Annotated in this window: 23 protein-coding genes and 1 pseudogene; 7 read left to right on the top strand and 17 right to left on the bottom strand. The window is 51.1% G+C overall.

The window, feature by feature from the left end; genetic code table 11:
• Positions 1–57: 57 nt before the first annotated feature.
• The gene (locus ACFQEU_RS01045) at positions 58–324 is read right to left on the bottom strand and encodes a hypothetical protein (RefSeq protein WP_379778352.1); all 267 of its coding nucleotides are present in this window, start codon (positions 322–324) and stop codon (positions 58–60) included.
• 195 nt (positions 325–519) lie between these two features.
• Complete coding sequence (locus ACFQEU_RS01040) at positions 520–1266, bottom strand: hypothetical protein (RefSeq protein WP_379778350.1); 747 nt, start codon at positions 1264–1266, stop codon at positions 520–522.
• Positions 1267–1830: 564 nt separating this feature from the next.
• Here ACFQEU_RS01040 and ACFQEU_RS01035 point away from each other — a divergent pair.
• Complete coding sequence (locus ACFQEU_RS01035; protein ID WP_379778348.1) at positions 1831–3705, top strand: ABC transporter permease; 1875 nt, start codon at positions 1831–1833, stop codon at positions 3703–3705.
• 5 nt (positions 3706–3710) lie between these two features.
• On the opposite strand, the gene ACFQEU_RS01030 is transcribed toward ACFQEU_RS01035, so the two are convergent.
• The 3 genes from ACFQEU_RS01030 to ACFQEU_RS01020 form a co-directional block, all read right to left on the bottom strand.
• On the bottom strand, positions 3711–4613 hold the full coding sequence (locus ACFQEU_RS01030; RefSeq protein WP_379778346.1) for an ABC transporter ATP-binding protein: 903 nt from the start codon (positions 4611–4613) through the stop codon (positions 3711–3713).
• 141 nt (positions 4614–4754) lie between these two features.
• Entirely contained in the window at positions 4755–5438 is a 684-nt protein-coding gene (locus ACFQEU_RS01025) for a hypothetical protein (RefSeq protein ID WP_379778344.1), read from the bottom strand.
• A 162-nt stretch (positions 5439–5600) separates the two neighbouring features.
• Positions 5601–6668: a chymotrypsin family serine protease gene (locus ACFQEU_RS01020; RefSeq protein WP_379778342.1), complete on the bottom strand. Its 1068-nt coding sequence runs from the start codon at positions 6666–6668 to the stop codon at positions 5601–5603.
• 541 nt (positions 6669–7209) lie between these two features.
• Here ACFQEU_RS01020 and ACFQEU_RS01015 point away from each other — a divergent pair.
• The 4 genes and pseudogenes from ACFQEU_RS01015 to ACFQEU_RS01000 form a co-directional block, all read left to right on the top strand.
• On the top strand, positions 7210–8484 hold the full coding sequence (locus tag ACFQEU_RS01015; protein ID WP_379778387.1) for an IS4 family transposase: 1275 nt from the start codon (positions 7210–7212) through the stop codon (positions 8482–8484).
• A gap of 10 nt (positions 8485–8494) precedes the next feature.
• A complete protein-coding gene (locus ACFQEU_RS01010) occupies positions 8495–8968 on the top strand; it encodes an ArsR/SmtB family transcription factor (RefSeq protein ID WP_379778340.1) in 474 nt (157 codons plus the stop codon).
• A gap of 61 nt (positions 8969–9029) precedes the next feature.
• Positions 9030–9791 (top strand): transcriptional regulator FilR1 domain-containing protein, encoded by a 762-nt coding sequence (locus ACFQEU_RS01005; protein WP_379778338.1) that lies wholly within the window; start codon positions 9030–9032, stop codon positions 9789–9791.
• A gap of 73 nt (positions 9792–9864) precedes the next feature.
• Positions 9865–10011 (top strand): annotated as a pseudogene (locus tag ACFQEU_RS01000) (integrase core domain-containing protein); the annotation flags it as partial.
• Positions 10012–10068: 57 nt separating this feature from the next.
• On the opposite strand, the gene ACFQEU_RS00995 reads toward ACFQEU_RS01000, so the two are convergent.
• From ACFQEU_RS00995 to ACFQEU_RS00955, 9 genes are all read right to left on the bottom strand, one after another.
• Entirely contained in the window at positions 10069–10614 is a 546-nt protein-coding gene (locus tag ACFQEU_RS00995; protein ID WP_379778336.1) for a hypothetical protein, read from the bottom strand.
• A gap of 94 nt (positions 10615–10708) precedes the next feature.
• Positions 10709–11842 (bottom strand): hypothetical protein, encoded by a 1134-nt coding sequence (locus tag ACFQEU_RS00990; protein WP_379778334.1) that lies wholly within the window; start codon positions 11840–11842, stop codon positions 10709–10711.
• A gap of 298 nt (positions 11843–12140) precedes the next feature.
• Positions 12141–12275 carry a transposase gene (locus tag ACFQEU_RS00985; protein WP_379778332.1) on the bottom strand — a complete coding sequence of 45 codons (135 nt, stop codon included), beginning with the start codon at positions 12273–12275 and terminating at the stop codon, positions 12141–12143.
• Between the two features lie 183 nt (positions 12276–12458).
• Positions 12459–12899, bottom strand: a complete 441-nt coding sequence (locus ACFQEU_RS00980) for a hypothetical protein (RefSeq protein ID WP_379778330.1) — start codon at positions 12897–12899, stop codon at positions 12459–12461.
• Positions 12892–13671 carry a ParA family protein gene (locus ACFQEU_RS00975; RefSeq protein WP_209486724.1) on the bottom strand — a complete coding sequence of 260 codons (780 nt, stop codon included), beginning with the start codon at positions 13669–13671 and terminating at the stop codon, positions 12892–12894. Before ACFQEU_RS00975 ends, ACFQEU_RS00980 begins: the two co-directional genes overlap by 8 nt.
• Positions 13672–13780: 109 nt before the next feature.
• On the bottom strand, positions 13781–14200 hold the full coding sequence (locus ACFQEU_RS00970; RefSeq protein ID WP_379778327.1) for a PIN domain-containing protein: 420 nt from the start codon (positions 14198–14200) through the stop codon (positions 13781–13783).
• Complete coding sequence (locus ACFQEU_RS00965) at positions 14200–14502, bottom strand: AbrB/MazE/SpoVT family DNA-binding domain-containing protein (RefSeq protein WP_007344316.1); 303 nt, start codon at positions 14500–14502, stop codon at positions 14200–14202. Before ACFQEU_RS00965 ends, ACFQEU_RS00970 begins: the two co-directional genes overlap by 1 nt.
• 156 nt (positions 14503–14658) lie before the next feature.
• Positions 14659–14940, bottom strand: coding sequence for a helix-turn-helix transcriptional regulator (locus ACFQEU_RS00960; RefSeq protein WP_379778325.1), 282 nt, complete (start codon positions 14938–14940; stop codon positions 14659–14661).
• Between the two features lie 169 nt (positions 14941–15109).
• Entirely contained in the window at positions 15110–15994 is an 885-nt protein-coding gene (locus ACFQEU_RS00955; RefSeq protein ID WP_379778323.1) for a transcriptional regulator TbsP domain-containing protein, read from the bottom strand.
• Between the two features lie 614 nt (positions 15995–16608).
• On the opposite strand from ACFQEU_RS00955, the gene ACFQEU_RS00950 reads away from it, so the two are divergent.
• Together ACFQEU_RS00950 and ACFQEU_RS00945 are read left to right on the top strand one after the other, a co-directional pair.
• Complete coding sequence (locus ACFQEU_RS00950; RefSeq protein WP_379778321.1) at positions 16609–16851, top strand: HalOD1 output domain-containing protein; 243 nt, start codon at positions 16609–16611, stop codon at positions 16849–16851.
• Positions 16852–17320: 469 nt separating this feature from the next.
• Positions 17321–17989: a tyrosine-type recombinase/integrase gene (locus tag ACFQEU_RS00945; protein ID WP_379778319.1), complete on the top strand. Its 669-nt coding sequence runs from the start codon at positions 17321–17323 to the stop codon at positions 17987–17989.
• Positions 17990–18223: 234 nt separating this feature from the next.
• Here ACFQEU_RS00945 and ACFQEU_RS00940 read toward each other — a convergent pair whose 3' ends face one another.
• From ACFQEU_RS00940 to ACFQEU_RS00930, 3 genes are all read right to left on the bottom strand, one after another.
• Complete coding sequence (locus ACFQEU_RS00940) at positions 18224–19333, bottom strand: sensor histidine kinase (RefSeq protein WP_379778317.1); 1110 nt, start codon at positions 19331–19333, stop codon at positions 18224–18226.
• A gap of 238 nt (positions 19334–19571) precedes the next feature.
• Positions 19572–20744: an ISH3 family transposase gene (locus tag ACFQEU_RS00935; RefSeq protein WP_379778315.1), complete on the bottom strand. Its 1173-nt coding sequence runs from the start codon at positions 20742–20744 to the stop codon at positions 19572–19574.
• Between the two features lie 478 nt (positions 20745–21222).
• Complete coding sequence (locus tag ACFQEU_RS00930) at positions 21223–21660, bottom strand: TRAM domain-containing protein (RefSeq protein ID WP_379778313.1); 438 nt, start codon at positions 21658–21660, stop codon at positions 21223–21225.
• Positions 21661–21864: the final 204 nt, after the last annotated feature.

The following is a 21864-nucleotide window of genomic DNA, read 5'->3' as shown; positions in this document are numbered from 1 at the left end:
TATAGCAGTCACGGCACCTAATAAGCCAGTTTCTAGTTGTTCTGATAGAAAAGAAAGTCATTGGCGGCATGTTTCCTGAGCCGCTGGCCGAAAGTCAATAAAATCGGAATCAATGACAACTGTGATTTCAAAACAATCGAACTCATCCGTATTCCCAACGATCTCGAGGAAGTCCTCCGTCGAATACGACTCAGTACCGGCACCACCAAGATCGATTGTCACCTCGTACGGGGTTTGTGCTCCAAGCCACTCTTCTTCGATGAGAGCTTCACCGAACGGAGTATTTCTCTCCCAAACATCAAGCTCGTGGGTCTGTTCGTACACAATCTCACGATTGCGCTCCACAGTCACCCCACCGCCACTTCTTGAGTTCGTTGGTTGCGAAGATAGAGGCTGTCAAGCCCCAGTGGAGAGTATTCCTGACTTGAGAGACTGAGACACCCTCCAGTGACTGAAACCCCCGCTAACGAGAGTACACCCCTTCGTGAATACGATAGTAGGTTCAGCGCGGGGAGGATGTCAAGGCGATATAACAAACTCTGCGTACGGGCTCCAGTCGATATCGTATTGGAGGTCGTTTTCATCGAGCAAGTCCGGTGCCCGGAACATCGCCACTCCCTTCGCGTACCGCCGTTCCCCATCTCCAGCTCCCCGAAATCCTCCGTGGAATTCGAATCCGAAGTTCTGGAGGTCGATCCCACTGAGAGGTTCTAGGGTGCCTTTGCAAACCTCGACCGTTTGAGACATACTCATGTACGCACCGTTGTAGCTAGCTCCGATTTCGAGATCCACATCACTACAATTGGTATCGTACGTTTTGTCAGGGTCCCACTGGGTGATGTTCCAGTCATTGTCAGCAAGCTCCACCTCATGTGAGAGTTCTCGAACAGCAGGTGCGCTTCCCTCAGGATCTCCTGAAGACCAGAATGCTAAGTAGTACAGGTAATTCCCATTGTCATCTTTTTCGTCACCGCGGTAGAAGTGTAAGAAGTGATCCGCGTACCCAAGAGGAATTCCACCCGGATCTGAGTCAATTGGGCCACCCGCTGACAGACTGTCGATGTAAGTTAAATCGTTGTAATCGACATCGATCGTTTGAGTAGTGCCTGGTGTATTGCTTGCTAGTTTGATATCATCCTCATCAGGCTGCCAGCTGCCCGAACGAACATTGTCGTCATCAGGCTGGCCAGAACTGTTGTCTCCTTTTGCTGCGCTAACAGTACCACCCAGCCCAAGGACGCCGAGGAAAGCCGAAGTCGATTTCATCACAGTTCGCCGATCAACCACTTCTGTATTTGGAGACATATTCCGGTCGAAGAGTAGACCCAAGCTGTATTTACATTAATTACTGATGCGATTTAATACAGTAATAAGACAAATCAAGGCCTGATCAAATAATCAGGAAATGAAAAATCTGAAACGCAATAATGTTTTACACAGAGGAGGATAATTTGGAAGATATGACGAAATACATGGCCCTCTGGTATATCTCGACTACAATCATTCTACTTGATAACGCCCTCAATGGAAGAAGTGTAATATTACTCAGTGTCTTAGCTGGGCTGATTGGTGTCGGTGCGTACAAACTCAAAAGCATCCAAAGCGATCAAAGGATTGTAATTGCGACCATCTCGCTGACGGCAGTTATCCTCGCAGGACTCGTCGTCCCGATTGGGGTAGCCGAATTATCTCGGAACTTTGCCTTACGAGATCAATTCGTACTATCAGTATCAGCCCTCGGTATCGTCGTGATCTTGGGATCAGCAATTGAGTTGACTAAGCGAATTAGAGCAACGTAAGCTTGACCGCCCCCGAACCTGAGAACACAAGATGCCCTCCATTCCAGTAGCCCGCACTGAATACCGTCGCTATCTTCGTAGCAAGACACCGTGGATCATCCTCGGTTGCTTCCTCCTATTTAGCCGGATGGCGGTTCAACCAGAATCTCCGGAACTCCAACTCCTCGATGGCGCAGCCGCCCTTGTCAATGCACAAGTCGCAGCCACAATTGTTATCCCGTTCGCGGCGGCTGTAATCGGCTTTCGTGCGATCACTCAAGAACGCGAATCCGGGACCGCCCGAATAATTCTCGGTACCAAAACCACACGCCCGCAATTCGTCCTAAGTATTGTCCTCGGACGCGGAACAGCTCTGCTTGCCCCAGTCGTAGCTGGGACCCTTCTCGTCACCGCCTACGACGTCTTCCAGTACGGCCAATTCTCACCACTGTTGTTCCTGGGCTTTCTCGCCCTTACAACGATCTACGTGTATGTGTGGATGGGGCTCATCGTTGGCCTCTCCGCAGCGAGCTCGTCGACGACCCGCGCAGTGATTCTCGGGACGATCGTCACACTCGCGCTAACGCTTTGGAACGATGTGACACTGGCAGTCCTCTGGCAACTCATCACAGGTACAACACCTGGACCGCAGATGGATCATCAAACAGCATTTCAGATTGCAGGTTGGCTGTCGCCCCTCAGTGCGTTTCAGGTCCTCACAAACTGGCTGCTCGGCGTTCCAGTCGGCCCCGGTAATGCCGTCGCCCAGATATCTAACGCCCTCACTGAAACTGGAGAACTCGCGACGACGTCGCCGCCACTCTCAGCGTGGTGGGGATTCAGCTTCCTGCTCGGCTGGCCGATACTCTCCCTCCTCGGTGGCATCACAGTTTTCCAGCGAAGCGATCTCGCGGCCCGTAGCCAACTCAAGATACTTCGAACGCTTCAACAGGTTTCTCCCTCACTTCCTCGAGTCGAGAGTCGACTATTCCCCCGTCTCACCGGAAACAGTGGCCTGATTGATGCGCTCCCGGGGTCGTGGCAACCGCTCGCCCGTCGTGAATTCCAGCGGCTCATTCGTACCCCACTCGTCTGGGGTGTCGGCATACTCGTGTTCGTCGCTGGAACCCTCAGTCTCTCACCCGCAATGTACGTGCAGGACGCACTCGGGTCTCGTATGCCGCTTGTTGCCCTACAACGACCGCTCACGTTCATCGGCGGTATCGGCGTGCTGTTCGGTACGTTCCGTTCGGTAAATCACGAACGTGATACGGGCGCAATTCGGTTCACCGCAGGCACTGCTATCTCACGAATGGGGACACTCATCGGGTTTTCGCTTGGTCGAGCAGGTGCCTTCGCCGTTCCGATCGTCGGTGGGATCGTCCTGACATGCCTGCTAGCAGTACCCCAGCATGGCATTGTTCCGCTTGGTATACTCGCCGGATTTCTGGTGTTCGCAGTCTTCTTTGTGACCGTGATCGCTGGGATTGGCGTCTCGATCTCGACGATTTTCCAAAGCCAAGCCATTGCCGGATTCACGATTCTCGTCTTTGTGGGCGTTCAAATTGCCTGGTTCACGGTTTCAAACACTCTCTATAGCTTAATCACAGGAGTGAGCACAAATGGACTCAATCCGCCGAGTGACCCGCTATATCTATTTCTCCGATGGATACCTCCGCTACGACTCCCGAACGTTGTGACGAATGCAATCATCGGCGTTCCGAACTCCGCAGCGCCGGCCTCGTCTGTAATTCGAGAATTACAACCAAACCAGTTCTCAAATATCGTTGTTGCACGATTAGCCTACGGAACTGACGTTCCAACTTGGTATCTCCATCCGTCAGCCGCACTCGGACAACTTCTCCTGTGGCTCATCCTTCCATTAGGAGTTGCACTCTGGATTTACCGCACGCGAAACATCGATTAGCTGAGTTAACTGTCGGTGGCGAGTTTGACGAAAGCATCCTCGATTGTGCCTTGTTCGATATCGAACGACTGGATGTTCACTCCTGTATCATCTAATGTTTCGAGGACACTGTAACAGGCCGTCCGAGGACACGTCACCACAATCTGGCCAGCATCGTCGGAAACATCCTTGACACCAGCAAGCTCCCGGATCGCTTGTGTCGACGGGCTATCGCTATCAGTATCGATACGAAGCTGGGTTTGAACACCAGCCAGATCACGGAGGTCTTTCGGCGTTCCTTCAGCAATCAATTGACCGTTGGAGAGTAAGCCAACGCGATCACAGATTCGTTCTACTTGATCGAGAACGTGGCTAGAGAAGAAGACAGTAGCGCCACGCTCGCGCTCAGCAGTAACGACTTCACGAACTAGTCGAACACCGTACGGGTCGAGTCCTGAGAAGGGTTCGTCGAGGATGAGAAGATCTGGTTCGCCTGCGATTGCCATCGCAAGTCCGAGGCGTTGCTGCATTCCTTTCGAGTATCCCCCAGCACGCTGGTCGACAGCATTTCCGAGTCCAACACGCTCAAGGATTCCTTCAGGGTTCCCTGTAGCGCCGTTTGCATCAAGGATGTAAGCGACGTGTTCGCGCCCAGTAAGTGTACTGTAGACGCCGAATTGGTCAGGAAGGATGCCGGTGCGAACGTGAATCTCACTTGCGTCTTGCTGGGCGTCAAGTCCAAGTACGGTCGCTGTTCCTGCTGATGGACGGGTATAGTTCATCAGCATATCGATAGTCGTGGATTTTCCTGCACCATTCGGTCCGAGGAATCCATATATTTCACCGTCTTGGACTACAAGGTCGAGTTCTGTAACGGCTGACTCGCCATTGTATCGTTTTGTGAGTTCTGTTGTGTTGATTACAGTCATTTCGATTATTCGGAGAGTGGCTGGTGTCAGTTGTTGGCTGGTCGTGTGTTCTTCTGGAGGGCCACACGACTAGTACTAAGAAGACGTTTGAAATATTTGTGCGGTTCAATGAATACGGTTCTTGCGGTTTTCAGGTGGTGCTTAGCTTGTCGGAGCCTTCTTGCTGACGACGTTGTGGTCGCCATCAGCCTCCCCCTGCGTGACGATCTCGGCTTCCCCGCCACGGGTCACGCCAAGGACGTCTGCGGCGTACTCGGCGGCCAGAGTAGCCGTGAACAGTGTCGAGGATTCGTCGATGTCGTCTTCGGTCTTCCCCTTGAACGTCGCAAAGGGACCAGATAGATCGTAGGACAGCTGTTGGGAGGCGTTCTGGTAGTCGCTCCCATCGTACTCCCACGTGAGGATCTGCTTGTGCGTGTAGACCGTTCCGAAGCCGGGGACAGTACCGGTGGCTTCAGTGGTCTCGCTCGCACTGACGTAGGAGGCGTTGGCCTGGACACTAGTGGGTTCGGAGTAGGTACTGACCTCCAGCTCAGCGTTCGCGTAGAGATCTCCGATTGCCACTTTCTGGTCGTGAGAGAGCTCTTTCGCGTACTCAGCCTGCGCCTGCTCGGAGAGGTCGTCGATGTCGTTGAGGAATCCAACGACTTCCTCGCGCTTGTTGGGGTCGAAGTCGGTATCCGGGCCGTCGTCAGCGATGACCGAGCCCGTACCGACAGTACCGACGCCGACGAGGGACGCGAGTGCGATCCCACCTACTTTTAGGACGCTGCGCCGGGAACTAGTCGGGCGATTCTCCTGTTGATCTGAGCGTTTGCCTGCCATAGACTATCATGTGTTCGGAGTGTCCGAACACATTGGTTCAATTGGGGGTAAAATATAATACATTATCTAATGAAATATATCTCAGAAAGCAATTGTGACCCAATATATGAACAAATAAAAATGGGCTGAAGACCCTATCAATCTACTTTCAACAACAGTTCTTTACAATGTAATGTCGTACTCGTTGTTCTTATGGAACCAGGCGTGACCAGCTGCCGTCCGACCAATATCTCGATCCTCACCTACACAAGACATGGAATCAGTAATATTCGTTGCGTGAGTCGTGTGGCCGAGTAGAACCGCATACTCGATCTCACCGATCTCCTCGATGCGATACATCGGACCACCTGAGTCACCCTCGCCGACATCGAGCCCGGTGAGGATGACCCCTCTATTTTCGAGATTGCCACAGCCGAACCCGATCGATTGGTTCATCGCATCAACCGTTCCAGTTGTCCGACCCGTTGTGACGCCCATTTTGTGGGCGGATTTGCCTTCAGCGACAAGGTCGCTGACTGCCTCTTGTGAGAACCATCCCGAAGTGTATCGCGGTCCATCCTCTTCGATAATCTTGGGAGACAAGTCCAACGAACCGTTTGTTTTCTTTAGAAGTGCAAAGTCTGGCTGAACCTCAGACTCGGCCACTTCACCGAAATTTTGCGTGTACTGAGTAGCTTCTTCGCCTTCACTAGAGCGACAGGACTGGTTTTCCCAGAGATGGTCAGCTGTTAGCAGTCGATCATTCCCATTGCTGTCTTGGACCGGAAAACCGGCGGTGCCCCAGCCAGTGTAGGATTCACCATTGTCTTCCCAGCGAGCTTCGATAGGAAGACCGCCAGCAACGTCATCACGTGTTTTGTAGTGACAGGCTTGTTGCCAGTCCTGTTCGTCGACGGCCTCAACGTCGATACCCTGAAACTCGGATGGTATGACGGATTGTGTTCGCTCATCACCCCCAGCCCGAATTTTGAGACCGGGTTTCCCACCGTAGGTTTCCGAGGACCGAGCAAGACCAACTGACTGAGAACCAGACATTGGAGTGACCTGCTCTTCGAAGTCAGCTTTCGCTTGGAGAGCGTTGCGGACGTGTTCGAGCCACGGTTGGGGAACCTCTTTACGCTTGAGAACCTCGTCATCCGTCACGACGTACGGAATCTCTGTAGTGTCGTTTCCTTCGACGACAGTTGCTGTAACCGGAAGAGTAAGTGTAGCGCCGATGCTCGCAAGCACTCCTCGCCGTTTCGAAGAATACGGTTCCGTACGACCGGGATCGTTATTGGATGTCATATCCACTTCCGCCTTGTCAGGATATTATCAATACATTATCTCGTGAACATTCAAAACCGAAGATAGTCCCGAAAGACAGTGTGATTGAATGAAAAGACTCGACGTATTGCTCATATCGTGATTTTTTAAGTGGAGTTGTGTACTGTAGACAGTTTCGTGCCAAAGTGGCGTGTATACTAAGTGAAGGGGGCATGTTCTTCGAGTGAAAGAAGAATGACTTCGATTCGCGACCTCGTACAAAACGAACGTCCTCTAAATAACAGTAATGAGCTCAGAATCGTAGACATGAACGAAAAGCATACGGCTCCCCTTTTTAAGACGCTTGGCAACGAGACAACACTCAAGATCTACACAGCTATTCAGCAAGAACCATCCGTCTTCAGTTAAGCAAGAAACCACGTGACTGCGGTGGCTTATCGAGACATCTTTCGGAAGGAATGAGGAAGCCGAGTCTGTGTACGACAACGGCTCCTCATCTCGGATTATGCGTCGGCTCACTACACTGTTTCCCTCCGAGTTCCTCAAAGAGCACGCCGAGGAACTCGGCGTGGTCGAACGTGACCGAAAGCTTCAGATTCCTGCCTTCGTCTGGACATTCGTGTTCGGCTTCGCCGCAGGCGAAAGCCGAACACTCGCCGGCTTCAGACGCTGTTACAACTCTACTGCCGATGAGACGATCTCGCCGAGTGGGTTCTATCAGCGGTTGACTCCGACGCTTGCGAAGTACCTCCGCGACCTCGTCGAGCACGGTCTCGACGAGGTCGCTGTTCCTGACGCGACAGCTGCTGATATCGACCGGTTCAGAGATGTGATGATCGCTGATGGAACGGTGTTGCGGTTACATGAGTTTCTTTCAGATCAATTCGAAGCCCGCCATGAGGAGCAGGCTGGAGCGAAGCTCCACCTGCTCCATAATGCCACAAAGCAGACGATCGAACGGATCGATACTGCTGACGAGAAAGCACACGACAGCACCCTGTTCAAGACAGGGCCATGGCTTGAGAACCGCCTCATGCTGTTCGATCTCGCCTACTTCAAGTACCGCCGGTTTGCGCTGATCGACGAGAATGACGGCTACTTCGTCAGCCGGTTGAAGAAGAACGCGAACCCGATGATCACGTCGGAATTACGGGAATGGCGCGGCCGCGCCATTCCCTTGGAGGGCAAGCAACTCCGAGCTGTTCTCGACGATCTCGACCGGAAGTACATCGATGTGGAGGTCGAAGTGGAGTTCAAACGGGGGCCGTACAATGGGACACAGTCGCTGGATACGAAGCGGTTCCGCGTCGTCGGCGTCCGCGACGAGGACGCCGACGACTACCATCTGTACATGACGAATTTGGTGAGAAAAGAGTTCTTTCCGGCTGATTTAGCGCAGATCTACCGATGTCGGTGGGAAGTTGAGTTGTTGTTCCGTGAGCTGAAGACGCAGTACAACTTGGATGAGTTCGACACGAGTGACGAACACGTGGTGAAGATCTTACTATACGCAGCACTGCTGTCGCTGCTTGTAAGCCGCGATTTATTGGATCTGGTGACTGAGCAGGCTGATGATGAACTCGTGTTTCCGACAGAACGCTGGGCGGCGACCTTCCGGTCGCACGCCCAGCTTTTCCTCCACAAACTGGGTGAGTACCTCGGCTACTCACCACCGCCGCTGCTTGAACGACTGATCGAAGACGCTCAAAAGATCCACAAGCAGCGACCGATCTTACAAGAGACGCTCGCTACCGCTACACAACCGAGGTGTGAGTCTTAACTGAAGACGGATGCAGCAAGAACCAAAGACTCCCTCCGAACTAAAAGACATTACGGAGACAACACTTCAGAATACGCACTACCACTTGAACAAGCTTGAGGACGCTAAACTCGTCAAGCCGGTTGGAACGTGGCTGTCTGATCGAGGGAAAGAAATAGACGTTTACGGGCCCAGGCACAGCCCGCTCATCCTCAGTTTTGCTGCTGAACAGGATGCGCCACACATTCGCGCACAGATCATGAGCGTTCTTGGCTTGCTCGGCGTCGTATCCTTCTTCAGTTTGGTCGTGGAGTACGCAGTACACTTCTTCGGACCAACTTCCCAATGGCAGCAGGTCGGAGCAGGCGGGTATGATGAACAAGGATTGCTGACTTCCACTTTCCTTCAGTATCCCGGCCTTTGCGTGTTTGCGATTGGCCTGGTAGGAATTCTCGCATACCTGATTTACATGTCGTCACCCACCTTTCAGCAGTTAACCTCGTGAGCATCAAATCACGATTTGATGTATCTCATCGTTCATTTTAGTAGGGATATTGACGTATGGTATGGCATCCTCCATCGGACCCATTGTCGATGTGGTCCTCAAACGCCGGATCGTCCTCGAATATATCTGCCAGTGTAAGCCGGACAAGCGCACGCTCGTCGGGAATCTCTCCGAATCGCGTCCCACTGTCGACCGGGCAGTTCGGGAATTGGAAGACCACGATCTAGTGAAACGTGTGGATGGAGTCTGCAAGCCGACATATACTGGAAAGACCGCGTACGAGCTCTGTGAAGAGTTCAGGAATTCCTTCCAGATGTTAAAAGAAACGAGTACTGAACTGTCATCTCTCCCGCTTGACGCAGGTCTAGACAAGTCAATTTTTCTGGACGGATCGGTCTTTCACCCACCCGACTGCGCCCCGTACGAGACAATACAGCCGATGGACAAAGACATCAGAAACGGAGAGAAGATCATAGCGGTCACAGAGGTACTGATTCCCCACATCGACAAGATTCTCAAGCAGGGAGCAGACGATAACGCGGATATCACCCTGTTCGTGAGCAATGACGTTTTGGATGTTCTTCTCGACAAGCAGCCCGGTAGTATCATCCCCCATATCGAATCTGGTGACGCTATCTACAGGGGGATCGGGGTTTCACATTACAGTCTCTTTTTGATTGACGACGAAATTCTGTATACGGGTATCTATTCAGACACGAACCATCTCTCAGCTGTTATTCGAAACACAAACCAGCAAGTAATCCAATGGGCAAAGGAAATGGTCTCCGGATTCAAAGATGAGGGGACACTCCTCACAGCGTAAGACGTTTGCTTATTTGGCTTTGTTGAAATCCCATTCTTCAGATATATTCTCACCTAGAACAGTCGATCGATGAGAGCTGCGAATTGACTGTTTTCATCACATAGGGGTCAGTTGGGCACGCATCCGCAAATGGCTTGAACAGTTCGTACACTACTATAACTACCAACGACCGCATCAATCACTAAACGGTCAAACGCTAGCTGAGGAGGTGCTAAACTAGACAGTACTGTTAATCTGAACATTCAATATAGAATAAATACTCTGATATTGAGAATAATCACACTGAGTTTTTAATTCTACTAGTCACAACACGAGTATTGTCATCTTCAGTAGGGTCGAAATGATTTTCAACTACTTCTACTATGTCTGGAAGGCTTGATTCTAATCCTAAAGTAACAGAATATGGCTTATGATCCAAATCATCAGTACATGAGCCGGTAAACAATCCAGACTTATTGCCCTCTTCTATCCAACCAACGCCAATACATAATTTCTTTTTCTTATTCTCAAAATTAAGGTCTTCAATTCTTATAGCATTACACGTGCTTGAACCATAAGTTAAAAAACCTTGGATATTTACTTCTTTTTCTTCGATATCAAAATTTATCCTGGGTTCCTCAGATGGGAGTGTATTTTTGTCGATTTCAAGGGTAGAAATCTTACCCCACTCAAACTTAGTTGAGTCTATTTCTTTCGGTGGGTTGTCTAGTGGATCTCGATCTGATCGCAAAAACAACCACCAAGAACCCAAACCGGAAACGGTCGCAAGTCCTATTTTTATTAATCTACGCTTTGTGATTTTCAGGTATTTATTGTTGGTCATTTTTCTGAAAACTGATATTGTCTCTCTTCAGTAAAGGAGTTAAATACTAGTTGTCCTACAGTATTAAAAATTATTCGCACTACTTTCATTGGCCTCATGACTCTAACTGGGCATTTCCAGCATCTAAAGCTTCATCACCAGCAACACCGGCATCCCATTCATCTATAATAATACCACCTATTGGATCTTCGAGATAAACACGCCCAGAATGGAATGCAACTAGTTTCCCATTATCATCAACCCACGGTCCTCCGGAGTCGCCATTCTGTGCATTTCTAGAGTTCATATTAACTTGATGTTCAACACGCTCACCACCTGAATCCACTCCTGTTGCCATATTATCTTCAGTACAGCTGTTTTTCCCAGAGAGAGTACAGTCGATTGTTCCTTGGATTGTATTTTCAAGAATTCCATCCCAGGTCCAAGCACCAGTGACATCTGACGCACCAATAATATCTCGATGATTAACTGAAACTCCTGAGTCTGAATCAAATTCGTATACAGTAATATCCTCATCTTGATCTCGTGAAGAAAAAGATCCAATAGGATCTGAGTCTACTTGATACATACTTGAATCTCCCTCCATAACGTGATCTGCAGTGATTAGAACTGTATCGTCAGTATCGGTCCCATCTCCGTAACAAACCAGACCAAGAGTTCCAGTAGTGGTAAAAGGACTAGTACTGATTCCGAGTCCCCCCTCCATAGTAGACTGATCATCACCTCGATCCCCACATGCGTCTTTCTCTGATTTTATATTTTCTTCATTTATTTCAACTGGAAGTCGAGCAGGCTCGTTGTTTTTAATTTCCTGTTTCGCTTTTTTGATTTCTTCTTTCACTTCCTCGGTTGGTTCTTTTTCTGGTCGGGTTTTATCTTCGGGTTTTAAGATAATAACCTCTATTTTAAGATCTGTTCTACTATCGGATTGCTGATGAAGTGTTATACTTCTAATTTTATCGTTGCCATTCACTTCCTCAGAAAATTCTTTGTACGTCTGTAGTAGCTCATACCTCTCTTCTTCAATTATTTTGACTTTATCTGGACGCCCCTGTGTATCTTTGGTAAGAGTTAACGGAACACCTTCAGGTTCTTCGCCATAAGCAGTGCCCAAGGCAGTTCGAAGTCCGGCAATGCTAACTGTACCTGCCCCTAATAGCCTAAGGAACCGGCGACGAGTACTGTGATTAAGCTGAACAGTCTCTCCGATCTCAAGTTGTTTCGCCATTGGTTTTCACCAACTATACCCATAATAATAAGAGTATTAACATTAATTGATGAGTGTTTCGTCAATAAGTGAGTATTATATCAGACAGTGATTAAATTTGGAGCTCTGTTGAACTCCTCAAGAAGTGATATATTCTAATCCTACTGCGGTCAATACAGGTGACGTAGAGAATATTCTGCTAGATCGGTGCGGTGGCGCGCGCCTCCGAGCGCCCGAAGGGCGTGGTTCCGCGAGTTCCGTGAGATTGCTCTGATGTGAATGGTCTACAACATCAAGCGCTTCGTCAAACAGTGAATCCCTACGCCTTACAGTGATTCAACACAGCCGTTCGGTCAGAATGGCAGCGAGGACAGGAAACGCCGTCACGCCAGCGAACCTGTTGGAGCAGGTCCGCTGCGACCGATTCCGACCCAAACGCATCTAGCGGAATCATTTGTGTCGGAAACCGCTGACGCGGTGTCCTTGTCTTCTTCGACTCGACAGCCACAGTTCAGCAGTATCAACAATCTCCTACAGAAGAGCGCAGGTTAATAATAAAGTCAAATATTTTGAGGAGGTATATTTGATGAGACAAAGTCGTGAACGTTTTGTGTCGTTCGTAACTTAACTGTGGCCGCTACTCGTCAAGGCCGAGTTCTTCCTCGATAGACGACTCTCCCAGCGCTGCCCGAACTGCCGCCGGGTAGAACTCCTCGTTCTTCGGCATGTCCTCGCCGTGTTGTCGTCGCCACTTGACGTTCAGTTCCGAGTAGCGTAGTTGTAGGTCGTCAACAAGCGTCTCTGGGAGGTACATGTTCACGTTCTTTCGCTCTCGGACAGTCCCGCTGCTCTCTCTGTTCTTCTCGCTCTCTGCGTTCATTTTGCTCTTTGACATCTTTGTGGTTTCTGGTCTCTTTGAGGTCTTTGAGTCCTTTGATGTATTTGCTGTGTTTGATGTCTCTTCTGTCTCTGAGGTCGACAGATCGTCTTCGGGGACGGCATCGTCATGATTGTCGTCATCGTGGTCGTAGCGGTCGTCCCAAGGGTTCCGATCGCGCTTCTCATCACTGTCAGTCATCAGCATAGTCCTCCAAGTGCTCAGCGACATCGAGGTACACCTCTTCCATGTCGCAGTCCTCCTCGTGTTCGAAGATGGAGACGCCGGCGTTCCACGCCCGTTGTAGCGCGACGCGCTTTCTGATCTCAAAGACCTCACAGTTCTCTCTGTCCTCAAAGATGTCTTTGAACCACTCCATCATCTCCTCGGCCTCGCCGTCGACACCGACCTCGTTCGCGACGAGTCCAACCTCGTCGACATCGCCGAAGGCGGACTCGATCGACCGCAACTGCTTGAACAGGAGCTCGATTGCGCGGATGCTCGTCGACTTCGCCTGCGCGGGGATCAGGACGTTCCCCGTCGCGACGATTGCGTTGTCGGTGAGCACACCGAGGTTCGGGGGACAGTCAACGAGGATGTAGTCCCAGCGCTGATCGGCGTCGCTCTCGTTGAAAAGCATGTCAAGGCGCTCCTCACGCTTCATCACGTTCGCGAGCTCATCCTCGGCGTTGATCATCCGCTCGTGACTGGGAACGACGTCGACCTCTTGGTGCTCGACGGCTAGCTGCTCGAGGTCGCCCATCCGGTCGAGATCAGGGAGGACGTCGAACAGCGAGTCACGATCTGGATCGTCGTACAGATCCTCGAAGCCGAGCCCCTCAGTGGCATGTCCCTGTGGGTCGAGGTCGATGACAAGAACATCATGGCCGCGCTGGTTTAGTGCGCCGGCGACGTTCAGTGTCGTGGTTGTCTTCCCGGCACCGCCTTTCTGGTTGGTAACTCCGAGTCTCATACGTGTCTTTGTCCTCAAAGAGAGCAAAGATATCGGAGAGGCATAAGAGTGCGTCAGACACTCATAGAATGTTGGGGGTCACAGACAAGTCAGATCTTCGAACGGGTACCTACGCGGAACCGTCGCGGAACCGTTCGATCGGGATATCAGAGACATCGTCATAATCGTCGTCACCGCCAACTAAGAGCGTCGCGTCGACATGTTCAGCCGTTGCCAGCGCGAACGAGTCGCCAAGCGCAGGATTATACTTGAGCGTATACTCCGAGGCGTCCGTCCAAGTATCGCCGACATCTACCGTTTTGATACCGAGATCAGTCAGCCAGTCGAGATACTCGTCGGCTGTGTCGCGGTCGTACTTCCGGGCGATTGTGTACCGGATCTCAGCGAGATTCACGTAGCTGGCGTAGCCGACGGTGTCCTCGACTGCGACCGCGTCGAGATACTCTTCTACAACCTCGCTGCCTGGTTCATCGTCGGCGTGTGCTATCAGTGGCTCGGCGTCGAAGACAACGCGGTCAGGAACCGACATTACTCTTCAGTTGAGAACTGCGAGTCGCGTTCTTTCCGGTCCTGGTCGCGTTTCTCTTTGAGGATCTCGGACGCAGGCGTGTCCGTACTCGCTTCGCTACGGGCGGCAAAGCCGCGCATCTCGCTCGGTGAGCGGACCTGTTCAACGATCACCTCTCCATCTTCGGTTTCCCGGAACAACACCTTCCCAGGCGCTTCGATCCCGAGCTTTTCGCGGAACCGTTTTGGGATGGTCGCCTGGCCGTGCTTAGTGACGGCGACAATCTCTTTTTCAGAGTTGTTTGACTGTTCTGTCTTACTCATAGTTCATAATTAGATCTCGATCATAATCAAATTTTCTTCTCATTGACAAACAGTCGTTGCTCCTCTGTCGGGTGTTTAGTCGAGTTCGAAGTTTGGTTCGGCTTTTGAGGGACGTGAAGTACTAGAGTCAAACAGTCCTCGAACGTAGCGGTTCGATCACGCGTCGTGGTCAATATATCCGGCTTCCCATTTAGTCCGAGCTTCGATCTCTCTCGTGCCCCGGCGAGTAGTGCTGTACTCGTTGGTCCGTCGGTCCCGCTGACTTTTTTCGATGAGTCCCTTCTCAACGAGCGTGTCGAGGTTGGGATAGAGCCGTCCATGATGGATCTCTTTTTCGTAGTAGTCCTCGAGCTCGTCTTTGATCGCGAGTCCGTGGGGGTCGTCAAGTCCGGCAACGACGTATAGCAGATCGCGCTGGAAGCCAGTGAGATCGTACATGTCGCAATTTTCGTATTCGAGTTTTGAAATACTATTGATCTGGTAACTGCGTGTTATAGAATACGTTTCACACCCTCTACACAGTAATTTTGACTGCTTCATCTCACGCTTGAGTCGAAGAAGTACCGTATACCCGTCTCGATAGTCGGTGGCTATCGTGGGGCGGATGCTACAGCGGAGACTGGATCTCGGTAGAGAGTGTCTTCAGGTCTGCTGTCGCGAGCTCGTCGGTTGCGATAAGCCGAAGTCGGGGGCGGCCGATGTCCAGTGGGACTTTTTCAGTCTCGATGAGGCCAGCATCTTCGAGTGCTGTTTTGGCCCGCGAGAAGGTCGCTTTCGAAGCGATATCCGTATCCTCTCCCCATTTCGAGACGTCGTAGAGGAGGACCTCGTTGCGGGCTGCGAGGATGAGCATGATCTCGACGATACTGAGGTATTCGTTGCTGTTGGAAATCTCTTCAGCGTGTGCGAGCACTTCGTCGAGGTCAGCTGCGATATCGTCGCCGATCTCTTCTCGGAGCGTCTGTTTCACTACTGAGAGGGCAGGTGTCCGAAGGTGATACTGCTCGGCAGCCTCGAATCTGGAGTCGAACTCACTGTAGACTGATGAGACCAGTTCGGGATCTGAACTCGAGATACTGTGCTTGTCCATCACAGGAACTACAGTCTCAGATTCGGTTGTGAAGATAGTATTCTGAACTGGCTCCGTGAGTGTTCGGAGGCTGAGTTGCTCTCGGTGGATGAGTTCGGCGATCTTTGAGGCCGTGAGGAAGCTGTAGAGGGCGTCTTTGATTTCATCTGAGTCTGCGAGCAGTCGGACCTTGGGCTGGTCTTCACCCGTTATTGCTTGCTCTGCGAAGGCTGCGATTTGTTCAGAGCGAGGATTGATATACAATGCTGGCTCGTCTCGTTCGGGAATCATCTGAGTAGGAATGTGTTGTTTGGTCATGTTCTGTAATTTTGTCGATATGTACTTAACAGATACGATATCTGAGGATTGGACTACTTTGCCAGTTACAGAATAGAGCTGACTATCCGTTTCGAGTACGCTCATAGGAAGCAGATTGTTGGTCGCAGTAGTGACCCTCGATCTGGGGTAGTAGAATCCGGCGCGTTCCAACTCAGACGAGAACTACACCAGACTGTGACGCCGTCGAGTCCAGTGACAGTAGCTGGTGTGTACCTACCCGCGGTGGATAGCCCTATTTATCTGAACGTGTAGGATTATCGGTGTACCGACCGGTAACTGGTCGGTGTTCTCGATGGCGGCCGTCCCGAGGTGTCCACTCCAGCTGCGCTGCACGAGTCAACAGACCACCGAGCAAATGTACAGATGCCCCGTCCAAGTGCTTCCCGTTCCTCGATGACGACAGGTTCAGTCAGTGGCCTTGATCTCATTTCGATGGAGGGGCCTGAAGTCCTCAGAACCAGATAGGAATAACGTGCAAGATACAGAGGATACAGTCAGCACGGGAAATGCGTTATTTTCTCCATCCGAATCCTGAACCAACCGATAGAACGCACCTGCTAATGTGCCACCGACTGAGAAGCGATCAACACAGAAATTCAAACAATCAGTACAGTTTGTTTCTGCTCATATAGTTCAATTAAAATATATGAATATCGTTAGATATATATTACTTCACTCATATAATCAAAACAAAATCTATGCCGTCAGAGATAGTCCCAAAGATCGTCAAGAGTCTCGCTGATAGGAAAGATGTTGAACCAGATGATTTAGATATTGTACTTTATGATTATATTGATTTAGACGCTTTGGAAAAACTTAGCAAACACAAAAACAGCGCTTGGAAGCTGGAGTCTGAACTCCCCAATCATCGTATAACTGTAAACGGTAATGGAGAAATTCGTGTTGATGGTCAAATAAAAGAAATTTATAGTTCCGACTGAAGAATATGCAAGCTAATCAAACACATACTATCGGTCGATTCAAGAATTGCTTAGATATAACAATATAGCCTTGTGCTGACTACTTCCCTGTGTCTTGCACACCGCTGCTGACATATTATGGAGAGGTCGGTGCCCGGTATCGGTACGTGAGTCACCTGTACTGACCGATCACTCCCTCCCGTAGATCGGCCTCAGTTCGTGCCACATTCGCGCCCTGTATCTTGCACGGCTACCAAAACATCTCTCTGAGCTGGTAGAAATGTCAACGGCCAATTCGCAGGTTTCAGTGACCAGCTGTTTCAGGCGGGAATGTGTCTAAAGATCTGGTTTCATCTCGATAACGGGGTCTTCATTTCGAAGGCGGTGTACATCGATCTGCCCGTGCTGGTTTGAGTTTCCGACTTTGCTAAGAAAATCGGAAACTCAAAGCGCCAAGCGGCCCAATCAGCGCCACGAGTTATTTAAACAGATGAGCGAGTCAACGAATTCGGAAACTCAAAGCGAGCAGGCCCGAGTCTGGCTTACGCCCGAGCAGGTCGACACGATGCGAGACGCCGCCACCGACACCGGCGCCAAGTACCTCCGGGCTCGGAACGAGACCATCATCGCACTCCTCGCCGACACCGGCCTCCGCAACGAGGAGCTGACTCAACTCACCACCGAGATGTACCTCCGCGACGCCGGCGAGCTGTACCTCCCAACAAATATCCAGAAACAGTCAGGGAACGGTCGCGACGACTGGCCCCGCTCACACCACCTCAAGCTGGACGTCGACGGCACGGTCGGCACCCAGCGGTCGCTCAACACCTACCTCGACAACCGCTGGAAGGATAGTCCCTACCTCTTCCCCTCACGGCAGTCCGACCAGATGACGACCCGCTCTGTCCGGAACGTCGTCAAGCGACTCGCACACGAGGCCGATATACAGCCGTTCAGGTACGATGAGAGCGGCGAGTTCGGTCGGGGAGACCCAGACGACGTTCACCCGCACGTCTTCCGGCACAGCCTCGCCTATCGGCTCCTCCACGATCGCGACCGGGATGACAACCACTTCGATATCTACTTTGTCCGGAACCGGCTCCGCCACGCCAGCCTCCAGACGACTCTCCGGAAGTACGACCACTTCCGTACGATCTGAGTTCTTGTTGGATGACAGCTACTCACTCGCTTCCTCAGAGAGGATAGATTGGATCTGTTGAAATCCTCAGCTGGTGATAGGTCTCAGTAACCGTGCAAGATACAACGCGCGAATGTGGCACGAACCGAGGGTGATCTACGGGAGAGAGTGATCGCTCAGTACAGGAGGTTCACATACCGACACAAAGAACCGATCTATCCATATTGTGCCCGATGTTGAACACAAAATAAGAAGTTATCCAGATGTAAACTCAACATTTGTAACTTCGAATCGTGCTCCACCGTAAGTGCCTTCAGTAACTTGAATTTCCCATTTGTGTGACTCTGCAACCTGTTTAACAATACTTAATCCGAGGCCAGTTCCCTGCTCTGAGGTGGTGTGTCCTGTCTCAAACACGGCTCCTCTTTCATCAGGAGGAATACCGGGCCCATCGTCTTCAATATAAAATCCATTTTCAAGATCGCCAACAGTTATTGTCACGTCGGAACTACCGTGTTCTACGCTATTTCTAAACAGATTTTCGAATAGTTGCTTAAGACGAGTCTCTTCAGTACGAATCGTGGAATCAGTCTCGATATTGACAGTCGCGTCTTCTGTTTGCACATTTGTCCAACAGTTCTCAACCAAATTCGCAAGCTGAATAATGCTCCAATCAGACGGGTCTTGGCCTTGTTGAGCTAATGTTAACAGGTCTGAGATCAACGCTTCCATACGCTTGTGAGCGTCCTCAACGTGTGAGAGGTGTTTGCTGTCGCAGTCATCTTTAGCCAGCTCCAACCGTCCGCTGGCGACGTTCAACGGATTTCGTAAATCATGGGAGACAATATTTGCAAATTCCTCTAATCGCTCATTTTGACGTTCGAGGTGCTGTTCACGATCTTTTAGCTCATGCGTGCGCTCTTTGAGTTCTTCTGTTCGAGTCGTTGCTTTCGATTCCTGGATTCCAATTGATAACCCACCAATAGAGCCAATCAATAGTGCGATTGACTGCGTGCCTACAGTCCATTCAACGGTAACACCGGGATGGAAGTCGCGTAATACTATGAAACCGAACATAACGCCAGTCCCACCGACAATCCATGCGATTAGCCGTGGATAATATTGTGGAGAGATGTCAGAACGCGGCATCCGATAACCGGTGTACATGAGGATTACTCCGGGGGTTCCTACGAGAATGAGATGAAAGAGAGCGGTGACTACCGACCCATCACCAAAAAGTTCCAGCATGGTCTGTGAGATGCTGATCAGACAAATTACTCCACCAGCAAGAAAAACCAGGCCGGGGAGCAGCAGGGGACCCCGAGGACTCTCACCACTAGACACAAAATCTTTGGTGAGTTTCATGTTCGTGATTTATATGCTCAACGTACTTAGTCATGAAACATTCAAAGATCGGTACTTCCCGAACGCTGCTTCGTGAGCTGTGCTGAGTTACGCTTCTTTGGATCAAACGCTGCGTAGTTGCTCTGTGAAGATTGGAATAGAGTTCACAGATCAAGAGAACCAAGCGGAAAGAACTCATCTAGCTGTCAGAGACGAGTGCTGTAGCTCAGGAGACGCTTACCCGAGGCCGCGGGCTGGCTCAGCCCGCGGCCGGTGCGTACGCTTCTGGTACACCGACGCCGTTCATTTCTATCTCCCAACTGCGCTCTAATTCCTCCTCTAACACGTGTCTGATCCAGTCAGAGAACGTTTTGAACGTGAACTCTTTGGGCAGGTCGCGCCCGCCCCGCCGTGGGCGGGCGACGACCGCCCATCGAAGCACGAGCCAGAGGTTCTCCAGCAAAAATCCGACCAAGACGAACGCAAAGCGGATGATTGGATCCTGAGTCGTCGTTACCACTCGTGCTTGGCGGAACACACGATAGCTGGTCTCAATCGCCGAGCGTTTCCGGTAGAGCCGTTCGACCTGCTTCGGCGTGCGATCAGCCAGATCGCACGCCACATAGCCACGAACGACCTCTCCGCTCTTGCCACGGTCTCCGGCTTGATACGAGACAGCGACTGCAAGCGGGAATTTCAGTTCCCGCTTGCAGTCTTTGTACATCCGATAGGTCGTCATGTACGAACAGTGCGTGTCTAGCTTCCTCTTCATGCGTTTGCCCTTCTTTTGGACGGGAACGACAGTCGCAGCAATGTCACGTGATCGCCGCAGGATGCGTTCGTTGTAGAAGCCGCGATCAGCCAACAGAAGGTCTATCTCGAAAGGATAGGCCTCGATGCGGTCGAGGATACGCTCGACCGCATCGGCCTCACTCTCATCACTTCGCACGTACGTCATGGCCAACGTCACCGGCTTCCCGTTTGAAACGAGGTATGCTGAGCAGTAGCGGTGACACGTTGTTGTACCGTCTTTAGCCGCCATTCGACAGAGTTCGCCGCTCTCGTCGTCGTACGTCCCGTGGTAGGGGTTATCAACGAAATCAATGGAGACGATCCTCGACCGGTCAGGGTCGAGGATCGTCATTGCCATCTCCTTGAGAAGGTCGTTAGCAATCCGTTCTAGCCACTCTCGGTTGAGAGTATCGAGCCAGTCCATGACAGTGTCGTCACAGGGAGCGTTGTCGTTGTCTTTGCAGGTTTCCCAGACAGAAGTCTGGTTCACTGCTGCAAGGGTGACGACAACCCAGATCTCGCCGGGATCGAGGGGCGAGCCCTCGATTCCCGGCAGCGGGAGCTGTTCAACGAGATCTTCCGCTAGTTCTTTCACGTCTGTGGCTGAAAGAGAACCGTCTGGCTGAGGAATCGTGAACACATTCACTCAACCAGACATCTTCCTCATGAGAGCTACGTTTTAGCTACAGCTCTCAGACCGGTTGGGAAGTACCGAAGATAGACTTCTTACCGGTTACTACGCAGGCACGTTCTATCGGCTAATTTAGGATCCGTTTTGAGAAAATAACGCAGTCCCCGTGCTGACTACACCCTCTGTATCTTGCACGCCGCTACTAACATATTGTGGACAGATCAGCGCTCTATCGCGATATGTGGGTTCTCTGTATTGACCGTGATTAGATCGACAAATGTCAATCACAGATAATTGTAGATAGTCGGCTTCCTCCAGAAATCAGGTTTGTCTGGCCCAGAAAAACGCCAAAAGCTTACGTTCAAGCGCTGGTGAAATTCATTTGGAAGGACCAGTGTCACACGCTCCTTCCACCCCTTCTACTAAGCGATCCGGCTTGCGTGCGAGAAATCATCTCTGACCGCAAGTTCGTCCCAATCAGCAACTTCTAGACTTCTCCACGAGGGTTGTGCTCAACGACATCCGCGAACGCAACGTTTTCGCGCACCTGTCGCATCTCAACGGTGACGCTGTCTCCGATAGTCGTCTCGGGAACGATCACGACGTAGCCCTGCTCGACTTTTGCGATCCCGTCACCTTGCTCACCGAGGTTCTCGATCTCAACCTCCCGCTGCTCACCTTCCTCAACAGGCGGGCCCTCAAACTCCTGCTGCTGATCTGCATCATCAGTGGATTGGATGGAGTCAGTCGTCTCCGTGTCATCCACATCTGATGCAGCCGTCGAAATAAGCGCAACACGGTATGTCTCATCTTCAGCGATTGTTCCGGTGGCTATCTCGCGTTCCGGCACGGTGATCTGGTAGCTCCCATCATCGTGCTCAACAGTCGCAGTATACAATGTCTGGAGTGTCTCAGAGATATCCATAGATTGCGTATATCTTGACTTGTGCTAGGGGACTTGACTCTAGTGTTTCCCCAGCACTCAATCGCTTACCGCAGTTCTGCTCGGAAGAACTCAATAGAGAACACAGTCTCAGTCGATCACATCGACAGCCGCGTAATCTTGTCTGATGGCGGTGAACCAGATCGAACTGGTCGTGGAGCGTCTCCGAAGCGCTGGTGAGCATGG

This window comes from Halorubrum tibetense (assembly GCF_042661865.1).
Classification (GTDB): domain Archaea; phylum Halobacteriota; class Halobacteria; order Halobacteriales; family Haloferacaceae; genus Halorubrum; species Halorubrum tibetense.
This window is presented reverse-complemented; position numbering and strand designations above follow the sequence as displayed.

Bases quoted from the DNA above. Each gene is read 5' to 3' on its own strand.
- ACFQEU_RS00985 (WP_379778332.1), bottom strand. From the start codon at position 12,275: ATGATTCCGCTAGATGCGTTTGGGTCGGAATCGGTCGCAGCGGACCTG.
- ACFQEU_RS00950 (WP_379778321.1), top strand. From the start codon at position 16,609: ATGCCGTCAGAGATAGTCCCAAAGATCGTCAAGAGTCTCGCTGATAGG.
- ACFQEU_RS00955 (WP_379778323.1), bottom strand. From the start codon at position 15,994: ATGAGCGTACTCGAAACGGATAGTCAGCTCTATTCTGTAACTGGCAAA.
- ACFQEU_RS00945 (WP_379778319.1), top strand. From the start codon at position 17,321: ATGAGCGAGTCAACGAATTCGGAAACTCAAAGCGAGCAGGCCCGAGTC.
- ACFQEU_RS01015 (WP_379778387.1), top strand. From the start codon at position 7,210: ATGCGTCGGCTCACTACACTGTTTCCCTCCGAGTTCCTCAAAGAGCAC.
- ACFQEU_RS00970 (WP_379778327.1), bottom strand. From the start codon at position 14,200: ATGTCGGTTCCTGACCGCGTTGTCTTCGACGCCGAGCCACTGATAGCA.
- ACFQEU_RS00940 (WP_379778317.1), bottom strand. From the start codon at position 19,333: ATGAAACTCACCAAAGATTTTGTGTCTAGTGGTGAGAGTCCTCGGGGT.
- ACFQEU_RS00965 (WP_007344316.1), bottom strand. From the start codon at position 14,502: ATGAGTAAGACAGAACAGTCAAACAACTCTGAAAAAGAGATTGTCGCC.
- ACFQEU_RS00980 (WP_379778330.1), bottom strand. From the start codon at position 12,899: ATGACTGACAGTGATGAGAAGCGCGATCGGAACCCTTGGGACGACCGC.
- ACFQEU_RS01040 (WP_379778350.1), bottom strand. From the start codon at position 1,266: ATGAAATCGACTTCGGCTTTCCTCGGCGTCCTTGGGCTGGGTGGTACT.
- ACFQEU_RS00930 (WP_379778313.1), bottom strand. From the start codon at position 21,660: ATGGATATCTCTGAGACACTCCAGACATTGTATACTGCGACTGTTGAG.
- ACFQEU_RS00990 (WP_379778334.1), bottom strand. From the start codon at position 11,842: ATGGCGAAACAACTTGAGATCGGAGAGACTGTTCAGCTTAATCACAGT.
- ACFQEU_RS00960 (WP_379778325.1), bottom strand. From the start codon at position 14,940: ATGTACGATCTCACTGGCTTCCAGCGCGATCTGCTATACGTCGTTGCC.
- ACFQEU_RS01005 (WP_379778338.1), top strand. From the start codon at position 9,030: ATGGCATCCTCCATCGGACCCATTGTCGATGTGGTCCTCAAACGCCGG.
- ACFQEU_RS01010 (WP_379778340.1), top strand. From the start codon at position 8,495: ATGCAGCAAGAACCAAAGACTCCCTCCGAACTAAAAGACATTACGGAG.
- ACFQEU_RS01030 (WP_379778346.1), bottom strand. From the start codon at position 4,613: ATGACTGTAATCAACACAACAGAACTCACAAAACGATACAATGGCGAG.
- ACFQEU_RS00975 (WP_209486724.1), bottom strand. From the start codon at position 13,671: ATGAGACTCGGAGTTACCAACCAGAAAGGCGGTGCCGGGAAGACAACC.
- ACFQEU_RS01035 (WP_379778348.1), top strand. From the start codon at position 1,831: ATGCCCTCCATTCCAGTAGCCCGCACTGAATACCGTCGCTATCTTCGT.
- ACFQEU_RS00995 (WP_379778336.1), bottom strand. From the start codon at position 10,614: ATGACCAACAATAAATACCTGAAAATCACAAAGCGTAGATTAATAAAA.
- ACFQEU_RS01025 (WP_379778344.1), bottom strand. From the start codon at position 5,438: ATGGCAGGCAAACGCTCAGATCAACAGGAGAATCGCCCGACTAGTTCC.